Raw genomic sequence first — 16,354 nt, forward strand, 5'->3', positions numbered from 1 at the left:
GGTAAAAATATCTGCTTCCCGTCAATCGTCGGGTTTCCGGGTCTCCGCGCGGATCGTGTCGACACCCGACGGATCGATCGGCACACCATGGTTGAGCCGGGCATTGGCATGGCCGACCTGCTGCCAGCCCATTGCCGCCTGGATCGCGGTCCACTGGCCCTGCGCATCGAGGCTCTGGTTGCAGGCGAGCTTGGCAAGCCGGAGGCCGATCATCGGCCGTTTGGCGATCCGTTCGGCCATGTCGAGCGTGAACCGATCGAGCGTTTCGCGCGGCACGACATGATTGACCATGCCGAGCTGCCGGCATTCCTCGGCGGTGAAACACGTGCCGGTGAACAGCATTTCCTTGGCCTTGCGGTGCCCCACTTCCCAGACATGGGTGAAATATTCATGGCCGTTCACGCCGAACGCGACGACCGGGTCGGAAAAGCGTGCATCCTCGCTCGCGATCACGATATCGAAGGGCCAGACCAGCATCAGCCCGCCCGCGATGCATTGGCCCTGCACCTGGACGACGGTCGGCTTGGGCAGATTGCGCCAGCGCCAGCACAGGCCGAGATACATTTCCTGCTCGGTGCTCAGCTGCCCGGCCTGGCCTGGCTCATCGAAGCCGGCCCATAGCGTTACCGGATCGTGATCGGCGGGCCCCGACCGGTCCTTGAGGTCATGCCCGGCGGAAAAATGGTCGCCATTTGCCGCGATCACGATGCAGCGGATGTCATCGTCCTGCGCGGCATGTGTCAGCGCCCGGTCGACCTCGTAGAGCATCTGCGCATCCTGCGCGTTCGCCTTGTCGGCCCGATCAAGCGTGATCCGGGCGACATGTGTCGCGGGTTCGTCATAGGTTATCCGCTCGAAATCCATACTGCTCCTCCCGCTGCATCGAGGCTGTGCGGTTTCGATAGCAGATTGCGGGCCGGGCAGCCTATTCCTCGCTCGACTCGGACAGGTCGCGCGCAATTTTTGGATCGCGCAGGAGCCGGTCGATCTTGCCGCCCTCGTCGAAACTCTCGTCGAGCAGGAATTTGAGATCGGCCGCATATTTGGTGTTCACGCGCTGCGAGACTTCGCCGCGCAAATAGCGGACATTCTTTTTCAGCGCGGCGAGCACTTCCTCCTCGTCGCCGCCGAGCAGCGGTTTCACGAAGACTGTGGCGTGGCGAAGGTCCGGCGACATCCGCACTTCGGTGACGCTGAGCATATGCGTCGCCAGCACCTCGTCATGCACGTCGCCGCGCGAAAGGATTTCGGACAGCACATGACGCACGCGCTCGCCGACGCGTAGCAATCTAACGGATTGTGTCTCTTCGGATTTCATTGGCGGTCACTATGTGTTGCGGCATGCGATTTAGGACTTAAGCCGGTAACGAGACCGCCGATCATGCAGGCGAAGGCTGGCCTATTTCTTGCCGCCCTTGTCGCCGCCTTTATCGCCGCCCTTGTCGCCCGGCTTGCCCTTGTCGCCGCCTTTGCCTGAATCTTTCTTGTCGCCCATCTTGGCTCTCCCTCTTGTTTTGGCGGGAGCAGCCTAGGCGCATTTTGTGACAGCTACAATGTGCGCTCTTTTTCCTCGACCTCGAACACTTCGAGCGTATCGCCCGGCTTCACATCGTTCGTGTCCTCGAGCACGACGCCGCATTCGAGGCCCGAGCGGACCTCGTCGACATCGTCCTTGAAGCGCCGCAGCGATGCGATCGTCGTCGCGCTGACGATGACATCGTCGCGCATCAGACGGGTGCTGAGGCCCTTGCGGATAAAGCCTTCGGTGACGAGCAGGCCCGCCGCCTTATCCTTCTTGCCCGCCGGGAACACTTCCTTGATTTCGGCGCGGCCCACGACATTTTCGATCCGCTCGGGGCCGAGCTCACCCGCCATTTCGGCTTTGATCTCGTCGAGCAGGTTGTAGATGATGTCGTAATAGCGCAGCTCGACGCTGTCGCGTTTTGCGATATCGCGCGCCTTGGCGTTGGGCCGCACGTTAAATCCGATGATCGGCGCGTTCGACGCGGCGGCCAGCGTCACGTCGCTTTCGGTGATGCCGCCGACGCCCGAATGCAGGACGCGGACCTTGATATCGTCGGTCGAAATCTGTTCGAGCGAACCGATAATCGCTTCCACAGACCCCTGCACGTCTGCCTTGATGACGAGCGGGAATTCGATCGCCTGTGCTTCGCCCATCGCCGAGAACATATTCTCGACGCTGGTCGGCGTCTGTGTCGTGCGCGCCTTGTCGATGACGCCCTGGCGATAGGCGGCGACTTCACGGGCGCGCGATTCGTCCTCGACGACCGTCAGCGGATCGCCGGCATTGGGTACGCCCGACAGGCCGAGCACCTCGACCGGCACGGAGGGGCCAGCCTCTTTCACCTGCTTGCCCTTGTCGTTGACCATGGCGCGGACCTTGCCGCTTTCGGCGCCGACGACGAAAATGTCGCCGCGCTTCAGCGTGCCGCGATTGACGAGCACGGTGGCGACCGGGCCGCGGCCCTTGTCGAGCTTCGCTTCGACGACCGTGCCTTCGGCTTCGCGGTCCGGATTGGCCTTGAGTTCGAGCAGTTCCGCCTGAAGCAGGATCTTCTCGGTCAGCTCGTCGAGCCCGTCGCCCTTGAGCGCCGAGATTTCGACATCCTGCACATCGCCGGACATCGCTTCAACGATCACTTCATGTTCGAGCAGCCGCTCGCGCACCTTTTGTGGATCCGCGCCTTCGACGTCCATCTTGTTGATCGCGACGATCATCGGCACTTCGGCGGCCTTGGTGTGATTGATGGCCTCGATCGTCTGCGGCATGATGCCGTCATCCGCGGCGACCACGAGGATCACGATATCGGTGACGTTCGCGCCGCGTGCGCGCATTTCGGTGAACGCAGCGTGGCCCGGCGTATCGAGGAAGGTGATTTCCTGACCGTCCTTGGTCTTCACCTGATAGGCGCCGATATGCTGGGTGATGCCGCCGGCCTCGCCCGACACGACTTCGCTGCCGCGCAAGGCGTCGAGCACGCTGGTCTTGCCGTGATCGACATGGCCCATGACCGTGACCACGGCAGAGCGCGGCTTCAGATCTTCGGGCTTGTCCTCTTCGCCTTCCATGCCGAGTTCGACATCGGATTCCGACACGCGCTGGATATTGTGCCCGAACTCGGTGACGAGCAGTTCGGCCGTATCCTGGTCGATCGTCTGGTTGACGGTCACGGCCATGCCCATCTTGAACAGCGATTTCACCAGATCGGCGGCCTTTTCTTCCATCCGCTTGGCGAGCTCGCCGACCGTGATGGCTTCCGGAACTGTGACGTCCCGCGCTTTTTTGACCTTGGGCTGGTCATCGGCATGCGCGCGCTTTTCCTTGTCCTTTTCGCGGGCGCGCTTGAGCGCTGCGAGCGAACGCGAACGCGGGCTGCCATCGCCGTCGCGCAGCGCGCGATTGACGGTGAGCTTGGACCGTTCCTTGCGCTTCTCGCTGGCCCGCTTGGGCTTGCCCTTTTCTTCCTTCTTCTTTTCGGGACGCTTGGGTTTCGCGACCGGCGTGAAAGCGCGCGGCGCGGGCTTGTCGGGATCGAGCGTCGGACCGCCGGTTTCGGGTTCGATCGGCGCGGCGTCGGCGGTTTCGGCTGCCGCTGCGGCTTCCTTTTCGGCCGCCTCTTCGGCCTTGCGATTTTCCTCGGCGCGTTTCGCTTCTTCCTCGCTTTGCTGCTTCTTCGCTTCCTCCTCGCGGCGGCGCGTATCTTCGAGCTGCGCCAGCCGCGCTTCTTCGGCTTCGCGCAGCAGCTTCTCCTGCTTCTCCTTGCGGGTCAGCGTTTCGTCGGCTTCGCTCTTTTTCTTGGCGGCCGGCGCAGGCTTCTTGGCCGGTGCGGGCGCAGCGGGAGCCGGCGCTGTTTTCGCCTCTTCAGCGGGCGCAGGGGCGGGGGTTTCGCCCGGCTTGGTGAGCACGCGACGTTTCTTGCGCTCGACCACGACCGTATTCTTGCGGCCATGGCTGAACTGCTGCTGCACCTTGCCCTCGACGGTGCGCTTTACGCCGAGAGTTCGTGTGCCGAGTGTCTTCTTATTGTCGTCGCTCATTCTAAGCCTTTGTCTTCCAACTCATTATCGTACGGTTCCCGCGAGTCTCGCCCCGCGGGACCGGCCGTTTCATTCGATCCAGAAAATTCCATCCAGCGCGAGATTGCGCCTGATACACGTTTTGCGGCCCGTTCGTCCACAATTGCGATATGAACTATATTTTCCCGGCCCAGCGCCGCGCCCAATATGGTGCGGTCCGCCGGAATAACCAACCCCCGCATGTCGCTGCCTTCCGCATCCATGCCGACGCGCCAGGCCTGATCGAGCTTGCGCCGTCCGTCTTCGGCCGCATCGGCGGCGTGGAGCAGCAGCTGCACCTGGCCCGCGCGCGCGGCGTCGCGCGGCTTTTCGGAGCCGGTGATCAGGGTGCCGCCCCGGGCTTCGAGGCCGAGCCGGTCCAGCGCATTGCGCGCCAGAGCGTCCGTGATGCGTTCCGCCAGATCGTCCGGGATCGTCAAAGCGTTGGTCTTGAACGCCCGGGCGAGGGCGCCACGCAGCTTGCCGCTGGCTATCGCGGCGCCGAACGCTTCGCCATCGGCGGAAATCCATGCGCCGCGTCCCGGTGCCTTGGCGCGGACGTCGGGCAATATCGTGCCGTCCGGCGACAGCGCCAGGCGGATCAACTCTTCGCGCGGCCGTACATCGCCCGAAAGGATGCATTTCCTTTCAGGCTGGCGCGTCCGGCGCTGGTTCGGCTTCAGGCCGTCCGCGGTCTCATTGTTCGCTGTCCGCAACTGCGTCCTCCCCGGATGCGTCTGCGGCAGCGGCCGGTTCGTCGTCGAACCAGTGCGCGCGGGCGGCCATGATGATCTCGTTGCCCTGTTCCTCGGTAAAGCCATAGTCGCCGAGCACGCCGCCCTTGGGCTGCGGACGGGCAGGGGCGGCCTGGTCGCGGCGGCGCGGTTCGACGCGCTTTTTCTCGATCAGTTCGTCCGTGGCGAGATCGGCCAGATCGTCGAGCGTCTTGATCCCGGCCTCGCCGAGCGTGACCAGCATCTGCTCGGTCAGATATGGCATCTCGATGAGATCGTCCTCAACACCCAACTCCTTGCGCTTGGCGCGGGCGGCCTCTTCGCGCTTTTCGAGCGCTTCGACGGCGCGTGACTGGAGCTCGGTGGCGATTTCCTCGTCGAGCCCTTCGATCGCAGCGATTTCGGCCGGATCGACATAGGCGACTTCCTCGAGCTCGCTGAACCCTTCGGCGACGAGCAGCTGGGAGAGCGTTTCATCGACATCGAGTTCGGCCTGGAACATGTCAGACCGCTGCATGAATTCGGCCTGGCGCTTCTCGTTCGATTCATCCTCGGTCATGATGTCGATCGCCGAACCGGTAAGCTGCGAGGCGAGACGGACATTCTGGCCGCGCCGGCCGATCGCGAGGCTGAGCTGATCGTCGGGCACGACCACCTCGATCCGTTCTTCTTCCTCGTCGAGCACGACGCGGCTGACCGATGCCGGCTGCAGCGCGTTGACGACGAACGTCGCGAGATCTTCGGACCAGGGGATGATGTCGATCTTCTCGCCATGCATTTCCTGGACGACGGCCTGCACGCGGCTGCCCTTCATGCCGACACAGGCGCCGACCGGGTCGATCGACCCGTCATGGCTGATCACACCGATCTTGGCGCGGCTGCCGGGATCGCGGGCCGCGGCCTTGATCTCGATGATGCCGTCGTAGATTTCCGGCACTTCCTGCGCGAACAGCTTGCGCATGAAATCCGGATGCGCGCGGGTCAGGAAAATTTGCGGTCCGCGATTTTCGCGTACGACCTTGAGGATCAGCGAGCGGATGCGGTCGCCAACGCGGACGATCTCGCGCGGGATTTGCGCATCGCGGCGGATAACGCCTTCGGCGCGGCCGAGATCGACGACGATATGACCGAACTCGACGCGTTTGACGACGCCGGTGATGATCTCGCCGGCACGGTCCTTGAATTCCTCATATTGCCGCTCGCGCTCGGCCTCGCGGACCTTCTGGAAGATCACCTGCTTCGATGCCTGCGCCGCGATCCGGCCGAACTCGATCGGCGGCAGTGGATCGACGATAAAGTCGCCGAGATTCGCGCCCTCCTGCAGCTTCTGGCCCTGTTTCAGGTCGACCTGCTTGAAATGGTCCTCGACCTCTTCGACAACCTCGACGACGCGCCACAGACGCAGATCGCCGGTCTCGGTGTCGATCTTCGCGCGGATATCGTTTTCCGCGCCGTAACGGGCGCGGGCGGCGCGCTGGATCGCGTCTTCCATCGCCTCGATGACGATCGCCTTGTCGATAATCTTCTCGCGCGCGACGGCATCGGCAATCGCGAGCAGCTCGGCTTTGTTAGCGGAAATGGCAGAGGCCATGGCTTTATCCTTCTTCTTCCGTAATCGTTTCGGCGCCTTCCATCGAAAGCGGCGCGGTTTCTGCAATCAGTCTGTCGGTCAAGATCAGCTTGGCCGAATGGATATTCTGAAAATCGAAAATATGGTCGTCCTTGCCAGCGATTTCGGCGTGGATCGCCGCGCCCTCGCGGCCCTTGAGCACGCCCCTATACTGTTTCTTGCCCATCACCGGTTCGATCAGGTTGAACCGCGCATCATGGCCGGCCCAGTCTTCGAAATCCTTCAGCCGCGTCAGTGGGCGGTCGATACCCGGCGAAGAGACTTCGAGCCGATAGGCGTTCTCGATCGGATCGGCCTCGTCGAGCATGTCGGAGAGCGCTCGCGAGATGGCCGCGCAATCCTCGATGACGAGCTGCCGCGTATCGGGGCGCTCGGCCATCACCTGCAGCACTGGCCCATCCTCGCCGCTGATCATCTTGACGCGCACGAGCGCGAAGCCGAGCTTTTCGACTTCGGGTTCGATCAGTTGCGTCAGTGCGGCGATGTCCGCCATGCCGTCTCCATAGCATATATAAGTCTTGCCCGTGCCGGCCCGGGGCTTCCGGACCAGCCTCTGCAACGTCACCGATGTAGAGATAGGCAGGAGCTATATAGGCAGGGCTTTGATATCCGGCAAGAGAAACCATAAATAGGCGCGAAACGTATATAGACCGAGACTTCCGCCCCCTTAGGAGAATATCATGCGAACTCTTTTTGCCAGCCTGTCGGTTATCGCTCTGGTTGCGTGCAGCGCGTCAGAAGGCGTGTCGGCGCAATCCACGGATGCGGAAACGAGCGTTGCTGCCGAAACCTTCACCGTAGAGGAACAGGGAGTGTTCGCCGAACCCTGGGCGATGACCTTCTGGGGCGACAATCTGCTCGTCACCGAAAAAGAAGGCGTGATGTGGCGCGTCGATCTATCCACCGGCCAGCGGTTCGATATCGGCGGCCTGCCCGAGGTCGATTATGGCGGGCAGGGCGGATTGGGCGACGTCGTTGTCGGGCCGGGCGGCGAGTGGATCTATTTCAGCTATGCCGAAGCCGGAGACGGCGAAACGCGTGGCGCCGTGGTTGCGCGCGGGCGGATAGCGATAAGCGGAGCCGGCGTAACGAGCATGACTGATATCGAAACGATCTGGCGGCAGCTGCCCAAGACGGGCCGCCGCGGCCATTACAGCCATCGCATCGTCTTTGGCCCGGACGGCTATCTCTACATCGCTTCGGGCGACCGGCAGGAACTGGAGCCCGCGCAGGACATGACGAACAATCTCGGCACAGTCGTCCGCCTGAACCCCGACGGCAGCGTGCCGGAGGATAATCCGTTCGCGGACCAGGGCGGGATGACCGCAGAGATCTGGTCCTATGGCCATCGCAATCCGCTGGGCCTCGCTTTCGCGCCCGACGGTCGGCTCTGGGATGTCGAGCACGGTCCGGCAGGCGGCGACGAACTCAACCTTGTCCGGCGCGGCGTCAATTATGGCTGGCCGACCGTTTCGGACGGCGAGCATTATGACGGCCGTCCGATTCCGGACAATGATACGCAAACCGGGTTCGGCGAACCGGCCATCGTCTGGACGCCGGTCATCGCGCCGGGCGGCATGATCTTCTACACCGGCGATATGTTCGCCGACTGGCAGGGCGATGCGCTGATCGCGGGCCTCTCGAGCAATGCGTTGATCCATGTCGAATTCGACGGCGATAGTGCGCAAGAAGTCGCGCGCTACGATTTCGGCAATCGCGTCCGCGAAGTCGAGCAGGGGCCGGACGGCGCGATCTGGATACTTGAAGACGGCGACGATGGGCGGTTGCTACGGCTGACGCCGGGCGCTTGATGGGCGATCCCGTAAAGGTCGCAGACTATCGCCGCGATCTTGGCGCGAGCCTCGCCCGTATGTTCGAAAACGCGCTGGACTGGGAGCATCTGCCCCATGTCCACGCGCATGCTTTCACCTCCATTGAGTTGCTCGAAGAATGCGAAAGCGGCTGGCGCGCAACGGTCGGCACGCCGCAGGGCGGCGCACTGCTGATCGATCTTGAGCTGGATCGTGAGGCCGGATGCTGGACCACGAACAGCTATGCGGGCGATACGCTGGTCGGCCGGATCGTCACCCATGCGACGGCCACCGGACCCGACAGTTGCCGGGTGGATATCGAATTTCTCGTGCCCGACCCCGATGCCGCGCAGCGAGACGCGTTCGGCAGCTATTATCCGGCGCTCTATGCACTGCTCTATGATGAGGATGAGGCGATGATGATCGCCCGCGCCGAAGCGGTGGAACGCGGACCGGCGGCACTGGACGAGCGCCGTACGGTGAAGCTGGCCAATCGCGAAGCTGCGACGGTTCCGCGCTACTGCCCCCATCTCGGTCTACCACTCGACGCGGAGCCAGATGACGACGGCACGATCACCTGCCCCTGGCACGGCTATCGTTTCGACATCGCGACGGGGGAGTGCGTCAGCGGCGCTCAATGCGGCTGGCGGATCTGAGACAGGCTGACACAGCCCTGCCGCTGTTAATTGACGATATGCCCGGGCCGGTCAGTTCTCAATGCGCATGGACGCGTTGGAACCAGCGCCAGCCATGCGCTCCGGCGAGCAGCAGCCCGCCAGCAACGGTTAACGGGGTTTCGACATCATGTAAGGCTTCGACAAAGGCCGCGACAAACAGCAGCAGAAGCCCGAGCACCGCGATTACGGCGAAAAGGCGTCCGCCGCGGGTGCCGAGTGCGCTGGCTATCGCCAAACCAGAAACCGGTATCGCCAGCAAAACGAAAACGCGATGTACCCATTCCATGTCCGCCAAGCTCGCAAAGAGCGGCAGGAACGCTGCGCCGACGGGAAGAAGCAGGCAATGGGCCAGGCAAAGCCCGGAAAGCCCGATCGCGGTCGAGTCTAAGGTTTTCGCGATAGTCATGATTGAGCCCCTGATGATATACAATAACATCTATGGATATCGCAGCCGCTGTGCAAGATGCTTTGTAGTTGGGGCGGCCGTCAATCGGTCAGACTCTAATACACTGTGCCAAAAAGAAAACGGGGGCCTTCCGAACGGAAGGCCCCCGCCTCAATTTTCGTGATGCAACCGCTTAGCCAGCGCTGAACGGCATGGACGAGTGGTGGAGAACGATCTTCAGTTCGCCATCTTCGTCTTCAATATAGCCGAACGTATATTCGACCTTCACTTCTTCACCTTCGGTAGTGGTGAAATAGTAATTGCCCATCGCCATGGCGCTGTCGCTGTCGATGATCGTGCCTTCATTTTCCCAGCGCACATTGGTGTAGGGCGCGATGGCGAATCCGCCATCTTCCGCGATCGAGCCGCCGACGAAATAGGACAGGGCTTCATCGAAGGTGCCGCGGAACTGGTCTTCAGCGGCGAGCGTCGGCTTGAACAGGATGGTGGTGTCATCGCCATAGGCGTAGAAGCGCTCGATATGCTCGCGCGCGGCCTGCTGGTAATCGCCTTCCTCGGTGTAGACTTGGCCGATGGAGACGATGCCCTCGCCCCATGCCTGCTGCGCGGCGGTCACTTCTTCTTCGGTGATCGCTGCGCCTTCGCCGCCACCGGCGGATTCGGCCGAAGCTTCTTCGGAGGCCGGGGAACAGGCGGCGAGTACGGCTACGCCTGCGATAAGGGGAATAGTGCGTTTCATTATGATAACTCCTGTTGGTGGTTGGGTAAAAAGTTGAGTTGGTTTCGCCGAAACTATCCCTCGACGAAGAGGATTTCGCGATCGCCGGTCGGTTGAACGGGACGGGCGGTATTGCCGTAGAGCGCCGTGTAGGCGGCGATCTGGTCGGCCGACACGGTCACCGGTTCGCTCATGAACACCCAGTTCACGCCTTCGCTGCACGGCGGCGTCGTCAACGAGCCGGGGAAACGGAAGAAGCTGCGTGTTTCCGGCAGCAATGCGTTAGGATCGAAGGTGATGCCCCCGAATGTTTGCGCGCCCTCCTCGTTGCTAAACGCCTCGAAAGCGGCCGCGAGCACGGTATTCGGTTCGCCTTCGGTCATGGACACGCCGATCACGGCGAGTTCGCCGTCTGCATTTGCGTGTACGAAGTGAATATCACCGGCTGGCTGTTCGCCTTCGATCGTATATTCGCTCGGCACATGCACATGCACTTGAAGGAAGTCGTAACGCGTGCCTTCGAGCATGATATAGCCGCCTTCGGGCGCGACGAGATCGCTGTTATAGCCTGCGCCGTCGATGATCATCGGGCCGCTTTCCCAATTGATCTCCAGCGTCACATCTTCGCTGTCGGTCGCCTCGGCGCGTACAAGATTGATCGGCGACTGGACGGTGCCGGTAGCGCAGGTTGCATATTCCTCGTGCACCGTGCCCCAGCTTGCCGGATTCTCATAGGTCCATGATGCTTGCTGCGTTTCGCCGCTTTCCGCGTCGGCCGTAGAGGCCCTATCCTCGGTAGCACTACCACATGCGGCGAGCGCCACGGCCGAGGCCGCAAGCAGCAAAGTCGTTCGCATCGGTGGCTCTCCTGTTCGGCCGGGCATGTAAATCAGATCGGCTCACTCCGATATACATTCAACTCGGCGGTTTTGGATGGGTTCCAAATAGATTGTTTCGACACTGATCGATAGTCTTTGTCTATCGGATGCGCCGCTTTCTTTTGAATGCTCTTAGCGTCAGTGCGCGCGGCCGAGTTCGCGCGCGCGCTCCATCGTCGCGTCGAGATCGAAGAGCCGCATCGTGCAATAATCGACAAGCGTGAAGAACTGATCGGCCGGAGCATTTGGCATGGCCGAGCGGTAATCTGTCGCGCCGGCCTCGATTTCGCGGCTTCGGTCCAGAGCTGCGGCTTCGTCAAACGGAAAGACGACGAAGACATGTTCCTCGCCGACAGGTGGCGTTCTCGGCATGCAGCTGTTCATCAATATTCCTTGTTCCAGGAAATGCGTCCAGAGTTGCACGGTTTCCGGCGTCTCGCCGATCAGCGGTTCGATGACCTGAATCCGTTCACCGCGGCGTTCGTCCAGGTCGATGCCGGTGACGACCGCGCCCCGAAAAACGCTCGCATTTTGCGCGATCCGTTCGAGAGCATCGCTTCGAGCAGCCGCCGCAGCCTCTTGCGAGAAATATCGAATGCAGCTGCAGGCTGACGCTTCGAAGGGGATCATCGCGTACAGAATGATAAGGGCAACGAGGTTACGCATCTATCGGTCCTTCCGCCGATACCGGAAATACCACACTTCATGCCCTTTTTTGCGCGCCTTGGCCTCGTATCGCGTCTCCGGCCAGTCGGCCGGGCGATCGAGAAAATCACGCGGTGTTTTGGCCTGCCATTCAAAGTCCTCACGCTGGCCCATGATCATCATCGACCAGCGGCAATAGGTCGGATCGTCCGTGCCCAGCCGGAATTCGCCGCCGGGCTTCAGCTTGGCCGCGATCATATCAAGCGGCCCGTAATTGACCATGCGCCGTTTTGCGTGCCGGTTTTTCGGCCAGGGATCGGGGTGCAGCAGATAGAGCCGGTCGAGCGAGGCGTCGGGCAGGCGCTCCAGCGCATCCAGCGCGTCGCCCATATGGATTCGGACATTGGTGAGATCGCGATCGCGGATATGCTTCAGCATCCCGACGACACCGGTTTCGTAATGCTCGCAGCCGATAGAGCCGGTTTTGGGTCGCGCTTCGGCCTGCGCGGCGAGATGTTCGCCGGACCCGAAGCCGATCTCGAATTCGAGCGGGCGCGTGCCGCCAAATAATTGCTCGGCCGTCAGCGGCCCGTCTTCCGGTATCGCAAATTCGGGCAGCATGGTCTCGAGCATGGCCTGCTGGCCGGCACGCAACTTATGGCCTTTCGAGCGACCGTATAGGCGGCGGATGGTGGCGGGATCCTCAGTCATTGTGCGGCGAATAGTTCTGCATGGTCTTCGCGCAGTTTCGCCTTCTGCACCTTGCCCATCGCATTGCGGGGCAGGGCGTTTGCGAAGATGACGCGGCGTGGCTGTTTGAACCGGGCGAGTTGGGTTTCGATGGCGGAGAGAATAGCGCTTTCGCCGACCGCTTCGTCTTCGCGGACGATGATGGCGACGACCGCCTCGCCGAGATCGGGATGCGGGACGCCGATCACGGCGCTTTCGAACACACCCGGCACGGCGTCGAGCGCCAATTCGATCTCTTTCGGATAGATGTTGAGCCCGCCCGCGATGATGAGATCCTTCGCCCGGCCAACAATCGCCACACGGCCGTCCGCATCCATGGTCGCAATGTCACCGGTCACGAAATAGCCGTCGGGCCGCATCTCCTCTTCGGTTTTGTCGGGCTTCTTCCAATAGCCCTGGAACAGGTTGGGGCCCTTGATTTCGAGCACACCGGGCTCGCCGCGTTCCACTTCCTCGCCTCTTTCGTCGCACACCCGGGCACTGACGCCGGGGAGCGGGAAGCCGACTGTGCCGGGCACCCGGTCGCCATCATAGGGATTGGAGGTAATCATGCCTGCTTCCGTCATCCCGTAACGTTCGAGAATGCGGTGGCCGGTCTTGGTCTCGAAATCGGCGAATGTGCTTTCGAGCAACGGCGCAGAGCCGCTGATGAAAAGCCGCATATTGGCGCTTGTCCCCGAGGTCAGCTCGGGGTGATCGGCGAGCCTCACGTAGAAGGTTGGTACTCCCATTAACACCGTCGATCGGGGTAAATCGGCGATGATCGCATCGGTGTCGAAAGATCGGTGAAAACGGACCGTCGAACCGCCGAGCAGCGCGAGATGCAGTGCCACGAACAGGCCGTGCAAATGATAGATGGGTAGCGCATGGATCAGCACATCGTCCGGCTGCCAGCGCCAATAGTCTTTGAGCACCAGCGCGTTGGACGCGAGATTGTCATGGCTGAGCATCGCGCCCTTCGAGACACCCGTAGTGCCGGATGTATAGAGGATGGCCGCCAGATCGTCGGGCGCGCGCGCGACGGTTTCGAAATCCTCACCCTCGGTTTCCGCGATCAGTGCGGCAAGGCTGCCCTGGCCATCGGCATCGAGCGTCAGCACCTTGGCATCATCAGCGAGTGGCGCGATTGCGGCTTCCTTCGCCGGATCGCAGACGATGATCGCCGGCTCAGCATCGCCGATGAAATAATCGAGTTCGGCCGCCGTATAGGCCGTGTTGAGCGGCACATAAACAAGCCCCGCGCGCAGGCTTGCGAGATAGAGCAGGACATTCTCGATGGATTTCTCGACCTGAAGGAGTATCCGCTCGCCGGGTTTGGCGCCGAGTGCGGCCAGCGCCCGCGCGCGCCGCGCCGTCGCCATGTCGAGATCAGCATAGGCAAGGCGGATTTCGGACCCCTCGACCAGGCATGGCTTGTCTCCGGCGCGCGCGGCGGCATTGGAGAATAGATCGTAGAGATTGGCCGTATCGCTCATGCCGCTGCACCTCTCAGTTTTTCGACTCGCCCACGCGACAGGCTGCGCCAGAGCCATTCGAGCGGTCCATAGCGGAAATGCGCAAGCCAGGGTTTCGACCAGAGCAACATGAGCACCATCGTGCCGAATGCAAAGGGATAGGCCTCGATCCGCCCGATCTGACCGAAGAGCCCGAGCCCCCAGCCATAGAAGATCAAGCCAAGCACCAGGCTTGCGCCGATATAGTTGGTCAGCGCTACCCGGCCGGCGGCCGCGACGCGTGCGATCAACCGGCTCTCGGCGAAGCGGCGAATCGTCAGTATCAACAGGGCCGCCCAACCCACCGTCATCAACATGTCGAAGGGTGCGGACCAGACCAGCGCATTGGCGCCGATTACGACTGCGGCGAAATCGCTGGCAAAGGCCCATGCGGCGAGCATGGCAAGCGGAATGCCGCCGCCGACAAAGCCGATGACAGCCCAGCGGCGATAGCGCGCCGTGTCCCAGCCGCCGGTCAGCATGTTCGAGCGCAACAACGCCACGCCGAGCAGCATTCCGGCCAAGGTGATCGGCAGCATGGCCGCGAGGCCGATCAGCGGCCCTTCGACATTGGCGAGCCGGCTGGCGACGATATCGCCATAGCCGCCGGTGAACAGTGCGTGCTGCGCCTCGATTGCCGACTGATCGACGCCGAACATCCGTTCCTGCAAGGTAAGAATCTGAGCTTCTTCCGGATTATCCAAAACATAGCGATGAGCCGCCAGCCAGTTCAGCGCCAGATAACCGAGGGCCGCAAGGTGCACGCATAGCAGCGCGCCGGTCCAGATCAGCAACCCACGCACCGAGAGATTGGCGAAGAGCGGCAGGACCAGGCCGGTGATCGCGTAGAGCCGCAAAATGTCATTATTGGCGAGCAGGACCGCATGGGCGAGGCCGAAAACGAGCAACCAGCCCATCCGCACCCAATGCCGGCGCGCGCCATTTCCCCCACGGCTTCGCGTACGCTCGATAACGAGCATGGCACTCGCGCCGAACAGGGCCAGAAACAATCCGCGCATCTTGTCTTCGACAAAGACGAAGCTCAGCGCCCAGGCGGCCAGATCGGGTGTCTCCATGCCGCCCCAGGCGCGGGGGTTGAAATAGGCGGCCGATGGCATCGCGAAGAAGAAGATGTTCATCAGCACGATGCCCATCACGGCAAAGCCGCGAACGGCGTCGAGCTCCATATGGCGGACAGCCCCGTTCATCGGGCCAGTGTCTAGCTATTCCCGGTAAAATTGTCTTCTAGTACGAGCCTCGCGAGGAGCACTTCGCGTGAAGCCAGACACCCGGGAGATCAAAGCGCTGCTTTGAGCGTGTCGACCAGATCGGTCTTTTCCCAGGGGAAGCTGTCGCCTTCGGCCGCGCGGCCGAAATGGCCATAGGCGGCCGACTGCCGGTAGATCGGCTTGTTCAGGCCGAGATGTTCTCGGATACCGCGCGGCGTGAGCCCGCCCAGGGCCGGAATGCTCATGATGGCCTCTTCGATCGCGGCATCGTCGACCGTCCCCGTCCCATGGGTGTCGACATAGAGCGAAAGCGGTTCGGAAACGCCGATCGCATAGGCGAGCTGAATGGTGCAGCGCTTGGCAAGACCCGCGGCGACAATATTCTTCGCCAGATAACGGGTGATATAGGCCGCCGAGCGATCGACCTTCGTCGGATCCTTGCCGCTGAACGCGCCGCCGCCATGCGGGGATGCGCCGCCATAGGTGTCGACGATGATCTTGCGGCCGGTCAGTCCGGCATCGCCGTCCGGTCCGCCAATCTCGAACGCGCCGGTCGGGTTGATGTGATAGACGGTGTCGTCGGACAAAAGGTCGGCCGGAATGATGTCCGCGACCGTTTTCTTTACATAGGCTTTGAGTTCAGCCTCTTTCTCGCCCTCATGATAGCCGGGAGCGTGCTGGGTCGAGACGACGATCGCCGTGCAGGCGACGGGCTTGCCGTTCTCGAAACGCAACGTCACTTGGCTCTTGCTGTCGGGTTCGAGGAACGGCGCGACGCCGCTCTTCCGGTCTGCGGCCATGCGCTGAAGAATCTTGTGGCTGTAATCGAGCGTCGCCGGCATCAGGTCCGGCGTCTCGTCGCAGGCAAAGCCAAACATGATGCCCTGATCGCCCGCGCCCTCATCCTTGTTCGAACCTTCATCGCCAGCATCGACGCCCTGCGCGATATGTTCGGATTGGCCGTGCAGATGATTTTCGAAGCTCAGTGTCTTCCAGTGAAAACCATCCTGCTCATACCCGATGTCCTTGATCGTGCCGCGCACGGCTTCCTCGATCTCGTCCCGCGCGCCGGGAGCCCAGCCACCATTATCGGCATAAGCGTCCGCATCGTACATCGGCTTGCACCGAATCTCGCCGGCCAGCACGACCCGCTGCGTCGTCGTCATGGTTTCGCAGGCAACCCGCGCTTCGGGGTCCTTGGAAAGCATCAGATCGACGATGGCATCCGAAACCTGATCGGAAACCTTGTCCGGATGTCCCTCGGAAACGCTTTCGGACGTGAAGAGATAATTGCTGCGCATGCTTT

The 16,354-nt window shown here is 62.0% G+C and carries 16 protein-coding genes; 2 read left to right on the forward strand and 14 right to left on the reverse strand.

The features are described from left to right. Positions 1-21 precede the first annotated feature (21 nt). The 6 genes from Q0974_RS06995 to rimP form a co-directional block, all read right to left on the reverse strand. Entirely contained in the window at positions 22-864 is an 843-nt protein-coding gene (locus tag Q0974_RS06995) for an enoyl-CoA hydratase (protein ID WP_299324224.1), read from the reverse strand. A gap of 61 nt (positions 865-925) precedes the next feature. Continuing rightward, the gene (gene rbfA / locus Q0974_RS07000; protein ID WP_299324225.1) at positions 926-1,318 is read right to left on the reverse strand and encodes a 30S ribosome-binding factor RbfA; all 393 of its coding nucleotides are present in this window, start codon (positions 1,316-1,318) and stop codon (positions 926-928) included. 230 nt (positions 1,319-1,548) lie between these two features. Next, the gene (gene infB, locus Q0974_RS07005; protein ID WP_299324226.1) at positions 1,549-4,059 is read right to left on the reverse strand and encodes a translation initiation factor IF-2; all 2,511 of its coding nucleotides are present in this window, start codon (positions 4,057-4,059) and stop codon (positions 1,549-1,551) included. After that, positions 4,056-4,760, reverse strand: a complete 705-nt coding sequence (locus Q0974_RS07010; RefSeq protein WP_299326228.1) for a DUF448 domain-containing protein — start codon at positions 4,758-4,760, stop codon at positions 4,056-4,058. The genes infB and Q0974_RS07010 overlap by 4 nt, the downstream gene beginning before the upstream one ends. Positions 4,761-4,773: 13 nt before the next feature. Continuing rightward, entirely contained in the window at positions 4,774-6,402 is a 1,629-nt protein-coding gene (gene nusA / locus Q0974_RS07015) for a transcription termination factor NusA (RefSeq protein WP_299324227.1), read from the reverse strand. A gap of 4 nt (positions 6,403-6,406) precedes the next feature. Next, the gene (rimP, locus tag Q0974_RS07020) at positions 6,407-6,934 is read right to left on the reverse strand and encodes a ribosome maturation protein RimP (RefSeq protein WP_299324228.1); all 528 of its coding nucleotides are present in this window, start codon (positions 6,932-6,934) and stop codon (positions 6,407-6,409) included. A 187-nt stretch (positions 6,935-7,121) separates the two neighbouring features. Between rimP and Q0974_RS07025 the strand changes: the two genes are divergently transcribed. Together Q0974_RS07025 and Q0974_RS07030 are read left to right on the forward strand one after the other, a co-directional pair. After that, positions 7,122-8,252, forward strand: coding sequence for a PQQ-dependent sugar dehydrogenase (locus tag Q0974_RS07025; RefSeq protein ID WP_299324230.1), 1,131 nt, complete (start codon positions 7,122-7,124; stop codon positions 8,250-8,252). Next, positions 8,252-8,908: a Rieske (2Fe-2S) protein gene (locus Q0974_RS07030; RefSeq protein WP_299324233.1), complete on the forward strand. Its 657-nt coding sequence runs from the start codon at positions 8,252-8,254 to the stop codon at positions 8,906-8,908. Before Q0974_RS07025 ends, Q0974_RS07030 begins: the two co-directional genes overlap by 1 nt. Positions 8,909-8,966: 58 nt before the next feature. Here Q0974_RS07030 and Q0974_RS07035 read toward each other — a convergent pair whose 3' ends face one another. The 8 genes from Q0974_RS07035 to metK all read right to left on the reverse strand — a co-directional run bounded on the left by Q0974_RS07035 (position 8,967) and on the right by metK (position 16,349). Next, positions 8,967-9,335 carry a MerC domain-containing protein gene (locus Q0974_RS07035; protein ID WP_299324235.1) on the reverse strand — a complete coding sequence of 123 codons (369 nt, stop codon included), beginning with the start codon at positions 9,333-9,335 and terminating at the stop codon, positions 8,967-8,969. A 172-nt stretch (positions 9,336-9,507) separates the two neighbouring features. Continuing rightward, complete coding sequence (locus Q0974_RS07040; RefSeq protein ID WP_299324238.1) at positions 9,508-10,074, reverse strand: phosphoribosyl-AMP cyclohydrolase; 567 nt, start codon at positions 10,072-10,074, stop codon at positions 9,508-9,510. Between the two features lie 53 nt (positions 10,075-10,127). Further along, positions 10,128-10,910: a carbonic anhydrase gene (locus tag Q0974_RS07045; RefSeq protein ID WP_299324240.1), complete on the reverse strand. Its 783-nt coding sequence runs from the start codon at positions 10,908-10,910 to the stop codon at positions 10,128-10,130. A gap of 159 nt (positions 10,911-11,069) precedes the next feature. Continuing rightward, positions 11,070-11,597, reverse strand: a complete 528-nt coding sequence (locus Q0974_RS07050) for a hypothetical protein (protein ID WP_299324242.1) — start codon at positions 11,595-11,597, stop codon at positions 11,070-11,072. Beyond that, positions 11,598-12,287 carry a tRNA (guanosine(46)-N7)-methyltransferase TrmB gene (gene trmB / locus Q0974_RS07055; protein WP_299324244.1) on the reverse strand — a complete coding sequence of 230 codons (690 nt, stop codon included), beginning with the start codon at positions 12,285-12,287 and terminating at the stop codon, positions 11,598-11,600. Continuing rightward, positions 12,284-13,801, reverse strand: coding sequence for an AMP-binding protein (locus Q0974_RS07060; protein ID WP_299324246.1), 1,518 nt, complete (start codon positions 13,799-13,801; stop codon positions 12,284-12,286). The genes trmB and Q0974_RS07060 overlap by 4 nt, the downstream gene beginning before the upstream one ends. After that, positions 13,798-15,027 carry a DUF418 domain-containing protein gene (locus Q0974_RS07065; RefSeq protein ID WP_299324249.1) on the reverse strand — a complete coding sequence of 410 codons (1,230 nt, stop codon included), beginning with the start codon at positions 15,025-15,027 and terminating at the stop codon, positions 13,798-13,800. The genes Q0974_RS07060 and Q0974_RS07065 overlap by 4 nt, the downstream gene beginning before the upstream one ends. Before the next feature lie 89 nt (positions 15,028-15,116). Further along, a complete protein-coding gene (metK, locus tag Q0974_RS07070) occupies positions 15,117-16,349 on the reverse strand; it encodes a methionine adenosyltransferase (RefSeq protein ID WP_299324251.1) in 1,233 nt (410 codons plus the stop codon). Positions 16,350-16,354 lie beyond the last annotated feature (5 nt).

The organism is Parasphingopyxis sp., assembly GCF_028279465.1.
Taxonomy (GTDB): Bacteria; Pseudomonadota; Alphaproteobacteria; order Sphingomonadales; family Sphingomonadaceae; genus Parasphingopyxis.

What these genes read in the sequence shown, in the direction of transcription:
- Q0974_RS07040 (WP_299324238.1), bottom strand. Translation starts at nt 10,074, where the DNA reads ATGAAACGCACTATTCCCCTTATCGCAGGCGTAGCCGTACTCGCCGCC.
- Q0974_RS07060 (WP_299324246.1), bottom strand. Translation starts at nt 13,801, where the DNA reads ATGAGCGATACGGCCAATCTCTACGATCTATTCTCCAATGCCGCCGCG.
- infB (WP_299324226.1), bottom strand. Translation starts at nt 4,059, where the DNA reads ATGAGCGACGACAATAAGAAGACACTCGGCACACGAACTCTCGGCGTA.
- Q0974_RS07045 (WP_299324240.1), bottom strand. Translation starts at nt 10,910, where the DNA reads ATGCGAACGACTTTGCTGCTTGCGGCCTCGGCCGTGGCGCTCGCCGCA.
- trmB (WP_299324244.1), bottom strand. Translation starts at nt 12,287, where the DNA reads ATGACTGAGGATCCCGCCACCATCCGCCGCCTATACGGTCGCTCGAAA.
- nusA (WP_299324227.1), bottom strand. Translation starts at nt 6,402, where the DNA reads ATGGCCTCTGCCATTTCCGCTAACAAAGCCGAGCTGCTCGCGATTGCC.
- Q0974_RS06995 (WP_299324224.1), bottom strand. Translation starts at nt 864, where the DNA reads ATGGATTTCGAGCGGATAACCTATGACGAACCCGCGACACATGTCGCC.
- Q0974_RS07025 (WP_299324230.1), top strand. Translation starts at nt 7,122, where the DNA reads ATGCGAACTCTTTTTGCCAGCCTGTCGGTTATCGCTCTGGTTGCGTGC.
- Q0974_RS07035 (WP_299324235.1), bottom strand. Translation starts at nt 9,335, where the DNA reads ATGACTATCGCGAAAACCTTAGACTCGACCGCGATCGGGCTTTCCGGG.
- rimP (WP_299324228.1), bottom strand. Translation starts at nt 6,934, where the DNA reads ATGGCGGACATCGCCGCACTGACGCAACTGATCGAACCCGAAGTCGAA.
- rbfA (WP_299324225.1), bottom strand. Translation starts at nt 1,318, where the DNA reads ATGAAATCCGAAGAGACACAATCCGTTAGATTGCTACGCGTCGGCGAG.
- Q0974_RS07065 (WP_299324249.1), bottom strand. Translation starts at nt 15,027, where the DNA reads ATGAACGGGGCTGTCCGCCATATGGAGCTCGACGCCGTTCGCGGCTTT.
- Q0974_RS07030 (WP_299324233.1), top strand. Translation starts at nt 8,252, where the DNA reads ATGGGCGATCCCGTAAAGGTCGCAGACTATCGCCGCGATCTTGGCGCG.
- Q0974_RS07050 (WP_299324242.1), bottom strand. Translation starts at nt 11,597, where the DNA reads ATGCGTAACCTCGTTGCCCTTATCATTCTGTACGCGATGATCCCCTTC.
- metK (WP_299324251.1), bottom strand. Translation starts at nt 16,349, where the DNA reads ATGCGCAGCAATTATCTCTTCACGTCCGAAAGCGTTTCCGAGGGACAT.